The sequence below is a fragment of the Gemella sp. 20925_1_85 genome (assembly GCF_041433735.1).
Lineage (GTDB): Bacteria > Bacillota > Bacilli > Staphylococcales > Gemellaceae > Gemella.
Map to the genome: position 1 here is coordinate 56,040 of NZ_JAPWCC010000006.1, position 14,063 is coordinate 70,102.

General features: G+C 32.1%; 10 protein-coding genes and 1 other annotated feature. Of the genes, 3 read left to right on the forward strand and 7 right to left on the reverse strand.

Annotated elements, in window-relative coordinates; translation table 11 throughout:
- The 5 genes from rapZ to O3884_RS03450 form a co-directional block, all read right to left on the reverse strand.
- Nucleotides 1-861: an RNase adapter RapZ gene (gene rapZ, locus O3884_RS03430; protein ID WP_371451679.1), complete on the reverse strand. Its 861-nt coding sequence runs from the start codon at nucleotides 859-861 to the stop codon at nucleotides 1-3.
- A gap of 185 nt (nucleotides 862-1,046) precedes the next feature.
- The gene (locus O3884_RS03435) at nucleotides 1,047-3,593 is read right to left on the reverse strand and encodes a transglycosylase domain-containing protein (RefSeq protein WP_371451681.1); all 2,547 of its coding nucleotides are present in this window, start codon (nucleotides 3,591-3,593) and stop codon (nucleotides 1,047-1,049) included.
- A 289-nt stretch (nucleotides 3,594-3,882) separates the two neighbouring features.
- A complete protein-coding gene (ppdK, locus tag O3884_RS03440; protein ID WP_371451683.1) occupies nucleotides 3,883-6,519 on the reverse strand; it encodes a pyruvate, phosphate dikinase in 2,637 nt (878 codons plus the stop codon).
- Between the two features lie 61 nt (nucleotides 6,520-6,580).
- Complete coding sequence (locus O3884_RS03445) at nucleotides 6,581-7,390, reverse strand: pyruvate, water dikinase regulatory protein (RefSeq protein ID WP_371451685.1); 810 nt, start codon at nucleotides 7,388-7,390, stop codon at nucleotides 6,581-6,583.
- 1 nt (nucleotide 7,391) lies between these two features.
- Nucleotides 7,392-8,009, reverse strand: coding sequence for a CBS domain-containing protein (locus O3884_RS03450; protein ID WP_294683094.1), 618 nt, complete (start codon nucleotides 8,007-8,009; stop codon nucleotides 7,392-7,394).
- Between the two features lie 251 nt (nucleotides 8,010-8,260).
- Here O3884_RS03450 and O3884_RS03455 point away from each other — a divergent pair, with 251 nt between their 5' ends.
- Nucleotides 8,261-8,860, forward strand: a complete 600-nt coding sequence (locus O3884_RS03455; RefSeq protein WP_371451687.1) for a hypothetical protein — start codon at nucleotides 8,261-8,263, stop codon at nucleotides 8,858-8,860.
- A 15-nt stretch (nucleotides 8,861-8,875) separates the two neighbouring features.
- Nucleotides 8,876-9,013 (forward strand): LPXTG cell wall anchor domain-containing protein, encoded by a 138-nt coding sequence (locus tag O3884_RS03460; protein ID WP_048803180.1) that lies wholly within the window; start codon nucleotides 8,876-8,878, stop codon nucleotides 9,011-9,013.
- A gap of 119 nt (nucleotides 9,014-9,132) precedes the next feature.
- On the opposite strand, the gene O3884_RS03465 is transcribed toward O3884_RS03460, so the two are convergent.
- Nucleotides 9,133-11,775, reverse strand: a complete 2,643-nt coding sequence (locus O3884_RS03465) for a valine--tRNA ligase (RefSeq protein ID WP_371451689.1) — start codon at nucleotides 11,773-11,775, stop codon at nucleotides 9,133-9,135.
- 97 nt (nucleotides 11,776-11,872) lie between these two features.
- Nucleotides 11,873-12,092 (reverse strand) — a binding site (T-box leader).
- Between the two features lie 180 nt (nucleotides 12,093-12,272).
- Here O3884_RS03465 and O3884_RS03470 point away from each other — a divergent pair.
- Nucleotides 12,273-12,545, forward strand: coding sequence for a type II toxin-antitoxin system prevent-host-death family antitoxin (locus O3884_RS03470; protein WP_371451691.1), 273 nt, complete (start codon nucleotides 12,273-12,275; stop codon nucleotides 12,543-12,545).
- Between the two features lie 39 nt (nucleotides 12,546-12,584).
- Here O3884_RS03470 and O3884_RS03475 read toward each other — a convergent pair whose 3' ends face one another.
- The gene (locus tag O3884_RS03475; RefSeq protein ID WP_371451692.1) at nucleotides 12,585-14,015 is read right to left on the reverse strand and encodes an alanine/glycine:cation symporter family protein; all 1,431 of its coding nucleotides are present in this window, start codon (nucleotides 14,013-14,015) and stop codon (nucleotides 12,585-12,587) included.
- Nucleotides 14,016-14,063 lie beyond the last annotated feature (48 nt).

Consider the following 14,063-nt stretch of genomic DNA (forward strand, 5'->3'; position numbering starts at 1 on the left):
CTACCTACCCTTATTAATATCGCGATGTTCTAAATACACCCTATATCCTAATTTTGAAATATCTTCATGTAATCTTCTTGCTACACTGACAGAACGGTGTTTCCCACCTGTACATCCAACCGCTATAGCAACCTTATCGCGACCTTCATATTGATACTTATCTACCATAAACGTCATAAGCTCTAAATATTTATCATAAAATTCCTGAGTAACTTCATCCTCAAAAACATAATCATATACTTCGCTATCTTGACCAGTTTTTTCTCTTAATTCGTTTATATAAAACGGATTCCTCAAGAAACGAACATCGACAATATTATCTGCATCTATAGGAACTCCATATTTGTACCCAAAACTTGAGATTGTAATATGATAACTATCTTTTTTCTCAATTCCGAAATCTTCCAATATTTTTTTCTTCAAATCTTTTACAGAAGTATTGGTAGTATCATAAATATAGTTTGCAATTCCTTTAATGTCATTCATATCTTTTCTTTCTTGAGCAATACCTTCAAGCAAGCTAAACTCAGTAGATAAAGGATGATTTTTTCTAGTTTCTTTATATCTATTTACCAAGACTTGATCATCACTATCTAAAAATAAGATTCTTACATCAAAGTACTCACTTTGTTGTAGTTTTTTTAATAATTCTTTTAAATCAACAAAAATATGCTTACTTCTTATATCAATACTTATCGCTGTTTTATCAATATCTTTTTCTTCTATTATTCTCAAGAAATCTTCTACAACTAATCCAGGTAAATTATCTGTACAAAAATACCCTTGGTTTTCAAAGACTTGTAATGCTGTATTTTTCCCTGCTCCACTTATTCCTGTAATTATAACTAATTTTTTCTTCATAGCTTCACATCCATCTTTATAATAATATAAGTTTTATGGAATAATATATTCAGTTTAACAAAGAATAAATAAACTGCTCCATTTCTATATTGTACACCATTTCTAAATTTTTGTGTAGTATTTTAAAACGACAATAAAAAGAAAACTACTGTAAGAAATCTATCTCACAGTAGTTTAAATACTAATTATCTCGTATTTCTATTTGTATTGTTATTAACACCATTATTTACTCCATTATTGTTCCTTAAACCTGGAGTTGTAGCAGTAGTGTTATTATTGTTTCCTCTTGATGATTGATTATTGTTATTATCATTTGATGTATCATTTTGGTTATTATTTGAATTGTCATCATCAGAGTTATTATTACGATTATTGTTATTATCGTTATTATTCTGACGATTTCTTTCTTCTTGTTCACGTCTATTTTGTTCTTCTATTTGACGACGTTCACTATCAGAAATAACTTTAACTCCTCCATTTATAGATCCAACATTTCCGGGAACAGAGAATCCTTTTGGTGGATGTATTCTAACAATATTCTGCATATTTATTCGATACAATGCTTGTGTTTTCTGAGTATCATCTTGAGTCATATACTTCGTAGGACCATCTATTGCATCAAATCCTTGCCACACAGCCATTGTATAGTTACTTGTATAACCTATCGTCCATGAATCTTTCGAATAGTTATTTATATCGAAACCGAATTTCTGAGCTTCACCTTCTCCAAAAGTAGTAGTACCAGTTTTAACTGCCATATCCGCTCCACTAATTCGTGCATTCGCGGCAGTACCATTAACTACATTTCTTAACATAGATGTCATGATATATGCTGTTGAATCTTTAATAACTCGTTTTCTATCATCAGTGCTGAAACTTTTCACTTCAGTTCCTTCACTATCATATACTTTCTTAATAGCTTTAGGTGTTGCATAATATCCACCGTTACTAAATGGAACATATGCTCCTGCCATTTGTAATGGTGAGAATCCGTCACTACTTCCTCCAATTGGAGTTGTAATTGAATCATCTGTAATATTCATTCCAACATTAGCTGCGTATTGTTTTACTCTATTGAATCCTACTTCTTGGTAAGTTTTAATAGCAGGTATATTATACGACCATACCAATGCATTATTAATAGTTATATTACCATGGAATTGTCTATCCCAGTTTTGGATTTCTGAACCTTGGATCTTAGTATCATTAACTGTATGATCAGATCCCCAGTTTAAGTATTCAATTGCTGGCCCATATGCAAGAATCGGTTTAATTGATGAACCAGGTTGTAATTTAGCTTGAGTAGCAATATTGAATCCATGGAATGTTTGTTTTTTACCACCGTATAAAGCGGCAATACCACTATTTTCATTATTTAATACAACCATAGCTACATTACTTGCTTGTTTTATTCCAGCATAGTTTGCATTAACACTTTCTGTTAGTGTATCTTGAATTTTAGAATCAAAGTTTGTATAAATTTTCAGTCCTAAGTTTAAGACATCTCCTTCATAGTCTTTGTATTCTTTACTGTTTTTCAATTCATTTACAATTTGATTCATGTAAGAAGTATATTTAGAATCGAACTCACTTGATAGTAATACACGCTCACTTTCATCACGCTCTATAATTCCTGATAATACATCTGTTTTTTGAGCAGCTTGTGAATCAGCTTCTGATATTTTCCCATGATATTGCATTAAGTATAACACCGTATCACGACGCGCCTTAGCAGCCTCTGGATTATCATAAGGATTATAAGTATTAGGGTGCTGTGGCATTCCCGCTAAAAGAGCCATTTGAGGAAGAGTAAGTTGATTTAATTCTTTCCCATAATAATATTTCGCAGCGGTTTTTAAGCCGTAAACCCCATCTGAATAATAGATTCTATTTACATACATTGTAAATATTGACTCTTTATCATAGTTTTGTTCAAGTTTATACGCAAGGTATGCTTCTTGAACTTTACGTTTTACACTCTTATTATCATCAAGGAAGGTTCTCTTAATTAACTGTTGAGAAATAGTTGATGCCCCTTGTGAACCAAAACCACTAGTTAAGTTTGACACAACTGCTCCTACTAAACGTCTAAAGTCTACCGCACCATGTTCAAAGAATCTATTGTCCTCTGTTGCTAAGATAGCATCTTGCATTTTTTGTGGTATATCCGCAGTTTCTAAGTTCTCACCAATTTGGTTACCTAATTTCGCCACCTCATTGTTATTTGTATCATAAACAATAGTTCTTGAATTGTTATCTAAAATCTTAGAATCAAATGCTGGTGCTTGGTATATCCAGAACACACACAATAAGAAAATTGATATAATAGCAACACTCGCTACATATAAACCATATCTAATAATCTTCATCCATAATGCTTTATTATTCTTTTTAGAATTTGGATTACTTATTCTATTTGGACCTATCGGTCTTCTCGGACCTCCTGGACCTCCTGTTCTATTACCTCTAGCTGATTGCTGAGGATTTCTTGGTTGCACTGGTGGTACACCTTGTCTTTGATTTGTACCTTGAGGTCTTTGTGGTTGGATAGGACGACTTTGCCCTTGTCCACCTCTTCTCATTATTTCTTCATTTGTTAACGGTCTTCTTTGTTGACCATTATTCGTTGGATTAGTATTTCCTCTAGATATATATCCACCTGGCATAACACTCTTTCTTTCTTGAGAGTGTCTATCTCTTCTCGATAACCGATTGTTATTATTTTCTGCCATAGTATATCCTCTCTTTTTATATATTTAAACTTTCACTTTATTCATATTAATTTTTCATAATAAAATGTTATAATATACTACATTAATTTTAATGTATATTGGAAAAAAAATCAATTTACTTTGCATATATTAACTATTATTTAATAATATTGTAACATAAGCCAAGCTCTTTCAATTATATTCTTAATAATTAATATCAAATTTAAATAATTTACTATTATACTCTAGAGCTCATTATAATACATAAATAAAGAAGCTATCTTGAGTCGATAGCTTCTTTATAGGAATTTTATTTATTTACTGCTACTTCAATATTTTTTATAGCTGCCTTAGCTGCCGCAATTCTGGCAATAATTACCCTATATGGTGAACATGATACATATCCTAGTCCTATTTTTGAGCATAGTAAGATTGATCTTTCATCTCCTCCATGTTCTCCACAAATTCCAAGTTTAATACCTGGTTTAGTAGTTTTTGCTTTTTCAACTGCAAGTTTCATAAGTTCTAGTACTCCACTATCATCAAGATGAACAAATGGATCTGACTCTAAGATATTTTTTTTCTTGTAAATATCAATGAATTTTTCAGCATCATCTCTAGAATAACCAAATGTTAATTGAGTTAAGTCATTAGTACCAAAACTGAAGAAATCTGCATGTTCTGCAATTTTATCAGCAATTAGACAAGCTCGTGGAATTTCAATCATCGTTCCTACTTTGTATTTGAAATCTGCATTGTACAATTGAATTTCTTTTTCCACAAGTTCAACGATTTGTTCACGTAACACTGCAAGTTCTTTTTCTAAACCTACTAAAGGAATCATAATTTCAACATTCACTTCGATACCTTCTTTACGAGCTCTGATGGCTGCAGAACTAATAGCTTTTGCCTGCATTAAGTAAATTTCTGGATATGTAATCCCTAGTCTACAACCACGATGTCCCATCATAGGATTGAATTCTGCAATACTAGCTATTTTCGCTTCTAATTGATTAACACTTACACCTATTTCCTCGGCAATAAGCTTAACAGTATTTTCATCTTTTGGTAAGAATTCATGAAGTGGTGGATCTAATAGTCTAATATTCACAGATTTACCTTGAGCTTCTTTAAAAATCTTGTAGAAATCTTCACTTTGAATTGGTTGTAATCTATCTAAGAATCTAACTCTCTCATTAGTATCACTTGCTAAAATCATTTTTCTAACTAGACTAATTCTATCTTCTTCAAAGAACATATGCTCTGTTCTACATAGTCCTATTCCTTCAGCTCCAAACTCAAAAGCAACTTTAGCATCAGTTTCATTATCTGCATTTGCTAGTACTTTTAGTTCTCTAATTCCATCAGCCCATCCTAAAAGTTTATTGAATCTATCACTAAATTTAGCATCAACTTTATCTACTTCACCAAGATACACTTTACCACTACTTCCATCTACTGAGATTGTATCACCTTCATGTAATATTACCCCAGCAATTTTTAGCGTTTTTTCAGCGTAATTTATAATCATGTTTTGGCAACCACAGACACAACACTTACCCATTCCTCTTGCTACTACAGCAGCATGTGATGTCATACCACCACGTAAAGTTACAATAGCCTCTGAGCTAATCATACCTTCAATATCTTCTGGAGAAGTTTCTTCTCTTACTAAAATAACAGGTTTTGTTTTCGCCGCTTCTACAGCTTCCTGTGCTGTGAAATAAATACCACCGACTGCTGCTCCAGGTGATGCTGCTAATCCTTGAGTTAATTGCTTAGCTTCTTTTAATGATTTTTCCTCAAATGTAGCATGAAGAAGTTTATTAATTTCTTCTGTTCCTACTCTTAAAATAGCTTCTTCTTTAGAAATTACACCTTCTTCTGCTAGTGATACCGCAACTTCAACTACTGCATTTGGTGTTCTTTTTGCATTTCTTGTTTGAAGAATATACAATCTTCCATCTTCAATAGTAAACTCGATATCTTGCATATCTTTATAGTGTTGTTCTAATTTTTTAGAAATTTCAACAAATTCTTTATATAAATCCGGCATATCATCTTTTAGGATGCTAATATTTTTAGGAGTTCTTATACCTGCTACAACATCTTCCCCTTGTGCGTTAATTAAGTATTCACCGAAAAGTTCATCCTCTCCAGTTACAGGATTTCTACTAAATGAAACACCAGTACCACAATTATCTCCCATATTACCAAATACCATAGCTTGAATATTTACAGCAGTACCTAGTTTATCACTAATATTGTGTAGTCTTCTATATACTTTAGCACGATTATTATTCCATGATTTAAAAACAGCTTCAATAGCTAGCATAAGCTGCTCTTTTACACTCATAGGAAACTCTCGCCCTACTTCTTTTTTATAGATCGCCTTAAACTCTTCAACAATATTGAATAAGTCTTTCTCATTTAATTCACTATCTTGCTCGTAACCATTAGCATTTTTAACTCTACTTAAAACTTCCTCAAACTTATATTTTTCTACATCCATAACAACGTCTGAGAACATTTGAATAAATCTTCTATAACTATCATAAGCAAAGCGATAATTATTATTTTTCTTAGCTAATGCTATAGTAGTTTCATCATTTAATCCAAGATTTAAAATAGTATCCATCATTCCTGGCATAGAAAATACTGCACCACTACGAACAGACACTAATAAAGGATTATCTATACTTCCTAATTTTTTCCCAATATTTTCTTCTAAAATTTCAAGTTGTTCATTAATCTGTTTTAAAATCTCAGGTTTAATTCTTTCCCCATTTTCATAATAGCTATTACAACTTTCTGTAGTAATAGTAAAACCAGGAGGAACACTAATCCCTAAACCTTTCATCTCTGCAAGGTTTGCTCCTTTTCCCCCTAATAAAGATTTCATATCTTTATTTCCTTCACTGAAATTATAAACATATTTTTTTGACATTGTAAAATTCCCCCATAAAAAACTTATTGTTTTATATAATTATTTCTTTTAATTATTCTGTTTAAACCTTTAGGCCTCTTTCTCTCATAATCCCAATTATTAATTCAGCTGTCTCCTCTACAGCTTTATTTTGAACGTCTATTATCGGACATCCAAGTTTTTCCATAATCTCCAGAGCATATTCTAACTCTTCAAAAATTTGGATTTCATCAGTATAATCCGAATTCCCTGATACACCTAGAGTCTTTAATCTTTCTTCCCTCAACTTATTAAGTTGTTCTACCGAATTTGTTAAACCAATTATTTTTCTTTTTACTTCATATAGCTGTTCTGGAAGTATCAAGTCTTGAATAATAGGAACATTCATAACTTTAATATTTCTATTTGCTAAATATAAACTTAATGGTGTTTTAGAAGTTCTTGATACACCTAAAATTATAACATCTGCTTCTTTTAGACCATTTATATCTTTCCCGTCATCATACTTCACAGCGAATTCTAAAGCATCTATTCTCTTGAAATACTCCTCTCCCATCTTTCTATTTAAACCAGGATTTCCTTCGGCTTTTACTCCTAATTTTTCTTCGAAAGTACTAAGCATTTCACTTAATAGATCTATAACTTTTATATTTTTTTCTAACCCTTTTTCTTTTACATAGCTTGCTAAAGCACCATCGACTAATGTTTGTACAATTACATCTCCCTCATTTATGTTGGATATAATACAATCTATTTTCTCTTCTGTACAAACATTTGAGTTTTTAAGTACTTTATACTTCTTATTCTCATAAGAAAACTGCACAAGTGCTGCATCGACCACATCCTTTGCAGTGTTTCCTATTGAATCTGAAATTATATGTACAGTTAACATATTATCCCTCCAGTATTTCCAATAATAACTTAATTAATGTAGTTTTCGATATTTTCCCGACGATTACCTTACCATCTTTCTCATCCCTTACAACAGGTAAGCAATCAATCTCATGTAAAATTAATTTCCTTAATGCATCAGTAACTAACTCATCTTCATATATGTATATAACATTAGGCACACGTGTCATTGCTAATACTATAGGAAGATTTTGTCCATCAGCATTCCTAGATAATTTCAGCATATCCTTTCTAGATGTTACACCAGCAAGGTGATTATTCTCATCTACAATAAAAATAGTCCCTACATCATAAATAAATAATTTCGATAATACCTCAGAATAGTTCGCTGTACTTTTAGCTGTTATCGCTATTCCCATTACATCTTTAACTAATTTACTTTTAATTTCCTCACGTACTTCTCCTGGTGAAAAATTATAATTATAATAGTAACCTACATTAGGTTTCGCTTCTAAAATCTCTAACATCCCTAAGACTGCAAGATCATTTCTTAAAGTAGATTTCCCCAAAGAAAGCTTTTCTGCAATTTCATCACTTGTTATCGGTTCAAAATTCTTTACTATTTCAATTATAGCTTTATGTCTCTCAGTAAGTTTCATTGCTCCTCCTTCTTGTATTATATTTTTTATTATACAATATGTTACACATTAATTCAAGCGTTATCATCAATTAATGTGTAATAATATTTTTAATGTATTCTATTATTTACTTCTAAAACAGATATATTATGTGATATTAATAACATTTATTACTAAACTATTAAAATAGAGTTACTCGATATCTATTTTATTTAAATTTAAATATTTATATGTTATAATTAATTTAATAATATATTGAGGGGAAAAATTGTATGTCAAAATTATCAAAACTATTCGCAATCGGTACAGGTATAGCCGTTGCTAACTATTATTCAAAAAATCCAAATAAAGTCGAAGAACACGCTGAATACGTTAAGAAAAAATCTAAAGATTACTATGGTTACACACGTTGTATGATTCGCTACACTAAGAAAAATGGTGTTGAAGAAGCGGCAATTTACCTATACAACGACCTAGTAAAAAATCTTAAAAAAGCTAAAAATGCTTTAGAGAATAAATACAACGATGCTGTTGATTACGGAAAAGAATTATCTAATAATGTAACAGATATTAAAGGACATGTATCAAACGTAAAAGAATACACTGCAGAAGTTAAAGAAAATCTAGGAGATGCTAAAAAAATCGTTGAAGAATTAAAACCTTCTGTAGAAGCATATAAAGAAAAAGCACTTTCTTCTTTCGAAAAAATTAAAGATCAAGTTTCTAACATCAAAAAAGACGTTGACGAATCAAATGTTCAAGAAAAAGTTGAAGATTTCGCTAATAAATCAACTGAAACTTTAGAATCTGTTAAAGAACGTGTTGAAACTGAAGTTCTAAACAACACTCCTGAACAAAAAGAAGAAAAATAATAACGAGGATTTAAGATGAATCTACTATCACTAAATACTCTTCCTAACACAGGAGAAGCGGTTAAAAATTATGGTGCATACATTGGAATAATTATAATAATCGCTATAATTTTCTTCCTAATCTGGAGAAAAAAGAATAATAAAGACGATTAAGAACTCTGAGCTAGTTACAACTAGCTAGAGTTTTTTTATTATGGTTACGCTACATAATAAATAAGAGAGTGATTCGATAAAATCTATACGATTTTCGAATCACTCTCTTCTATTTTATACTATTTTAAATTATCTAATGCAGCTATTCTTTCTTTAACACTGTCATATTGTTCTTGATATGTTGCTTGTTTTTCTTTTTCTTTAGCTACAACCGCCTCTGGAGCAGAACCAACAAATTTTTCATTAGAAAGTTTTTTGTTTACTCTATCTAATTCTTGTTGTAATTTTTCTAATTCTTTTCCTAGACGTTCTTTTTCTTTGTCTACATCGATTAAATCACTTAATGAAACGTAGATTTCAGCACCTGGTAAGATACGACTAATGTCAGTTTCGCTTGCTTCTACTTCGCGTTCGATAATAAGTTCGCTAGGACGAGCAAATTTCTCTAAGTACGCACTACCACTTAATAGTACTTCTTTTACGCTATCTTGTGAGTATTTAATCTTAATAGGAATCTCACGAGACATTGGCGCATTCACTTCACTACGGATGTTACGCACTGCTGTGATTACATCTTGGATGAATTGCATATCTTCAGTTTCTTTTTCGAATACTAGACTTGCATCAACTTTAGCAAATTCACTAGTTACAATACTATCTCCTGTGTGAGGAATGTGTTGCCAGATTTCTTCAGTTACGAATGGCATAAACGGATGTAACATTTTTAGAGAAGCATCAAGTACATATACTAAAATAGATTTAGTAGTTTTCTTCGCAGCTTCATCTTCACCGTTTAATGAAATCTTAGCAATTTCAATATACCACGAACAGAATTCTTCCCATACAAAGTTGTATAGAATACGGCTTGCTTCACCAAACTCATATTTTTCGAATAATCTTTCGAAATCTTCAATAGTTTTAGCAAGTTTTGTTAAGATATATTTATCAGCTAATGTTTTTTCTCCAGTTAAATCAATATCACTGTATTCAAAACCTTCAAGGTTCATAATTACGAAACGAGAAGCGTTCCAAATTTTATTGATATAGTTCCAACTTGCTTCGATTTTCTCAGTTGAATAACGTAAGTCTTGACCTGGTGTTGAGTTAGTAGCTAGGAAGTAACGTAAGCTATCAGCTCCGTATTGTTCGATTACTTCCATTGGATCTACACCATTACCAAGTGATTTACTCATCTTACGACCTTGTTCATCACGAACTAACCCGTGGATTAAGCAATCTTCAAACGGACGAGTACCTGTAAATTCTAATCCTTGGAATACCATACGAGCAACCCAGAAGAAAATGATGTCATATCCAGTTACTAGACAGCTATTTGGATAGTAACGTTTGAAATCTTCACTTTCTAAATCTGGCCATCCTAATGTAGAGAATGGGAATAATGCTGAAGAGTACCAAGTATCAAGAACATCTTCATCTTGAACATAGTTTTCAATATCTTTTGGTGGGTTTACATCAACATAAACTTCACCAGTTTCTTTGTGATACCATGCTGGAATACGGTGTCCCCACCATAATTGACGAGAAATACACCAGTCTTGGATATTTTCCATCCAAGTATTTAACGTATTTTCAAAACGAGGTGGATAGAAGTTAACTTTTCCATCTGCATCTTTTTGATTTTCTAATACTTTATCAGCAAGAGGTTTCATGTCAACGAACCATTGTTTAGAAAGATATGGTTCAACAACCGCACCACTACGCTCAGAGTGTCCTACTGAGTGAAGGTGTTTTTCAATTTTGAAGCATACTCCGCTTTCTTGTAAATCAGCGATAAGAGCTTTACGACATTCAAAACGATCCATACCGTTATATTTATCAGCATGTTCATTCATAACAGCACCTTCATCCATAACGATGATACGTTCTAAGTTATGACGTTCTCCAACTTCAAAGTCGTTTGGATCGTGGGCAGGAGTTATTTTAACTACACCACTTCCAAAATCTTTTTCTACATATTCATCTGCAATAACAGGAATTTCTTTATTTGTTACTGGTAAAAGAACTGTTTTACCAATATATTTTTGATATCTTTCGTCTTCAGGATGAACAGCAACCGCAGTATCTCCGAATAAAGTTTCAGGACGAGTAGTTGCTACTTCTAGATAGTCTCCACTTCCATCAGCTAAGAAATATTTAAGGTGATAGAATGCACCTTCTACGTCTTTGTGAATTACTTCGATATTAGATAATGCAGTTCTTTGAACTGGATCCCAATTGATAATTTTCTCACCACGGTAGATTGTACCATTGTTATAGTGATCTACGAAAATTTTCGTTACTGCTTTGTTTAATCCTTCATCTAATGTAAATCTTTCTCTTGAGTAGTCTAAACCTAATCCTAGTTTAGCCCATTGTGCACGAATATATCCAGCATATTCTTCTTTCCATTCCCATGCACGCTCTAAGAATTTTTCACGACCTAAGTCATAACGACTTAATCCTTCTTCACGCATTTTAGCTTCTACTTTAGCTTGTGTAGAAATCCCAGCGTGGTCCATTCCTGGAAGATAAAGTACATCAAATCCTTTAAGACGTTTGTAACGTGTTAACATATCTTGTAAAGTTGTATCCCAAGCATGCCCAATGTGTAATTTACCAGTTACGTTTGGTGGTGGAATTACGATTGTATATGGATTCTTTTTACTTTTATTATCAGCTTTGAAAACTTCTTTTTCCAACCACCAGTTGTAGCGATTATTTTCTACTTCGGTCGGATTATATTTTGTAGACATTTCAGTCATGACTGTTCCTCCTAAATTTTTATTTTATTATTAATTATTTTTACTAGTTATATTGGTGATATTTTTTTCTAGGTAAAAAAAATAACCTCCATCCCTACATAAGGACGAAAGTTTCCGTGGTACCACCTTTATTCTAATTATATAAATTAGCACTTAATAAGATTAACGCTCTAACCACGTTTAAAGCTACTTACTTTCACTCTAAATGCTCACCGGCTACTTCAAAGTCCTGCCTAGGAGAAATCTCTCAACCACTGATTTCTTTTCTGTATCCTACGGTACGCAAGAACTTTTACTTATCGGCTCATCGCATATATTTTATAATTAAAATATGTTTAATATAATAACATACTTTTTTTTATTATGCAAGCAAAATGAAAACTTTGTAAATTTAACTGTGAAAGAACGTTAATATCTATAACATCCCTTACCTTTTATACTTTTGACATTCTAAAGAAATAATAGTATAATATCTTTAGATTAGAGGAGGTGCTAATATGCCAAACATTAAATCAAGTACAGATTTACGTAACAATTACAATGAAATCTCTTCGTTTTGTCATGAAACAGGTGAACCTATTTTTATTACCAAGAATGGTCGTGGAGATCTTGCTGTTATGAGTATTCACTTATTCAATAAATTCATGGGAAAATACGAACTATACCAACTTTTAGAACAAAGTGAATCTGATTTTACAAACTGTCGTACCCTTACTTTTGATGATTCCATGAGAAGTTTAAGAGAGGAACTAAAAAAAGTACTTCAATGATTAGAAATCTAATTCCATCATTGAAGTACTTTTTAAATATTAGTCTTCTTTTTTATTTTTCCATGCAGTTGCATTATCTAACTTGATTGGTAAATTATCTAGATAAAACTCTGGATCTTTTCCTTGTTTATGTTGTTTCACGTAGTCTTTTAATACTACATAAACTACACCAGAAAGACCGATAATTGCGATTAAGTTAAGTAAACTCATAATACCCATTGTTACATCGGCAATTCCCCAAACTAAGTTTAAATCTAATACACTTCCTACATATACGAAGATACATACGATAACACGATAAACATTTACAGCCCATTTTTTAGGAAGTAAGTATTGAATGTTTGTTTCTCCGTAGTAGTAGTTACCAATTACAGAACTGTATCCGAATAAGAAGATTGCTACGATTAAGAAGATTGTTCCAATACTTCCTACTTGTGAAGTTAAAGCAGCTTGTGTAAGTTGGATACCTTGTAACTTATCAGCACCATATTCAACACCAGGATATAGTAAAATTAAGAATGCTGTTGCTGTACATACTAAACATGTGTCGAAGTAAACTCCTAAAGTTTGGATAAATCCTTGTTTAGCTGGGTGAGTACTATCAGCTGTCGCTGCTGCGTTAGGAGTTGATCCTAAACCAGCTTCGTTAGTGAACATACCACGTTTAATTCCTAAAAGAATTGATGTTCCCATACCAATTACTCCACCACCTACTTGTTCAAGACCAAATGCTGATTTAACGATTTGAACAAGAACACCAGGTAACTTATCAATGTTAATAACCATAATAACTAATACGATAAATAAGTACGCTACCGCCATTACAGGTACTAACCATTGAGTAATTTTAACAACTTTTGTTACTCCACCAAAAATTACGAAAATTGTAAGAACTAATAAAGCAATTCCCGCAATATGACTATCTATATTATATACTTGTAATGCTTGTGCTATAGTGTTAGTTTGAACTGAGTTGAATGCTACACCATAAGTTATTGAAATAACAATCGCGAATAGCACACCCATCCATTTTTGTCCAAGACCTTTTTCCATATAGTAAGCAGGTCCCCCACGATAAACACCTTTTCTATCACGAACTTTATATACTTGGGCTAATGTTGATTCGGCAAAAGATGAAGCTCCACCAAAAAGAGCCATTACCCACATCCAGAATACTGATCCAGGTCCACCCATTGCAATCGCAATAGCAACCCCTGCAATTGTACCAGTACCTACTCGTGACGCAGCTGAGATTGTGAATGCTTGGAAAGCTGAAACCCCTTTTTGTTCTCCGTCCTTACCTACTTTTGGCTTTTCAGTAATAAGTCTGAACATTTCTTTGATGTAAGTAAATTGAACAAACTTAGTACTAAATGTAAAATAAATACCAGTTACCATTACTAACCCTATTAGGAAATAAGTCCACATAAAGTCATTAACGGTAGTTAATAATTCTAAAAATCTATCCATTAAGAGTCAACTCCTCATTAAATTTATTTTATTACGTTTTCTATTATA

What these genes read in the sequence shown, in the direction of transcription:
- O3884_RS03455 (WP_371451687.1), top strand. Translation starts at nt 8,261, where the DNA reads ATGTCAAAATTATCAAAACTATTCGCAATCGGTACAGGTATAGCCGTT.
- ppdK (WP_371451683.1), bottom strand. Translation starts at nt 6,519, where the DNA reads ATGTCAAAAAAATATGTTTATAATTTCAGTGAAGGAAATAAAGATATG.
- O3884_RS03470 (WP_371451691.1), top strand. Translation starts at nt 12,273, where the DNA reads ATGCCAAACATTAAATCAAGTACAGATTTACGTAACAATTACAATGAA.
- O3884_RS03460 (WP_048803180.1), top strand. Translation starts at nt 8,876, where the DNA reads ATGAATCTACTATCACTAAATACTCTTCCTAACACAGGAGAAGCGGTT.
- O3884_RS03435 (WP_371451681.1), bottom strand. Translation starts at nt 3,593, where the DNA reads ATGGCAGAAAATAATAACAATCGGTTATCGAGAAGAGATAGACACTCT.
- O3884_RS03450 (WP_294683094.1), bottom strand. Translation starts at nt 8,009, where the DNA reads ATGAAACTTACTGAGAGACATAAAGCTATAATTGAAATAGTAAAGAAT.
- O3884_RS03445 (WP_371451685.1), bottom strand. Translation starts at nt 7,390, where the DNA reads ATGTTAACTGTACATATAATTTCAGATTCAATAGGAAACACTGCAAAG.
- rapZ (WP_371451679.1), bottom strand. Translation starts at nt 861, where the DNA reads ATGAAGAAAAAATTAGTTATAATTACAGGAATAAGTGGAGCAGGGAAA.
- O3884_RS03465 (WP_371451689.1), bottom strand. Translation starts at nt 11,775, where the DNA reads ATGACTGAAATGTCTACAAAATATAATCCGACCGAAGTAGAAAATAAT.
- O3884_RS03475 (WP_371451692.1), bottom strand. Translation starts at nt 14,015, where the DNA reads ATGGATAGATTTTTAGAATTATTAACTACCGTTAATGACTTTATGTGG.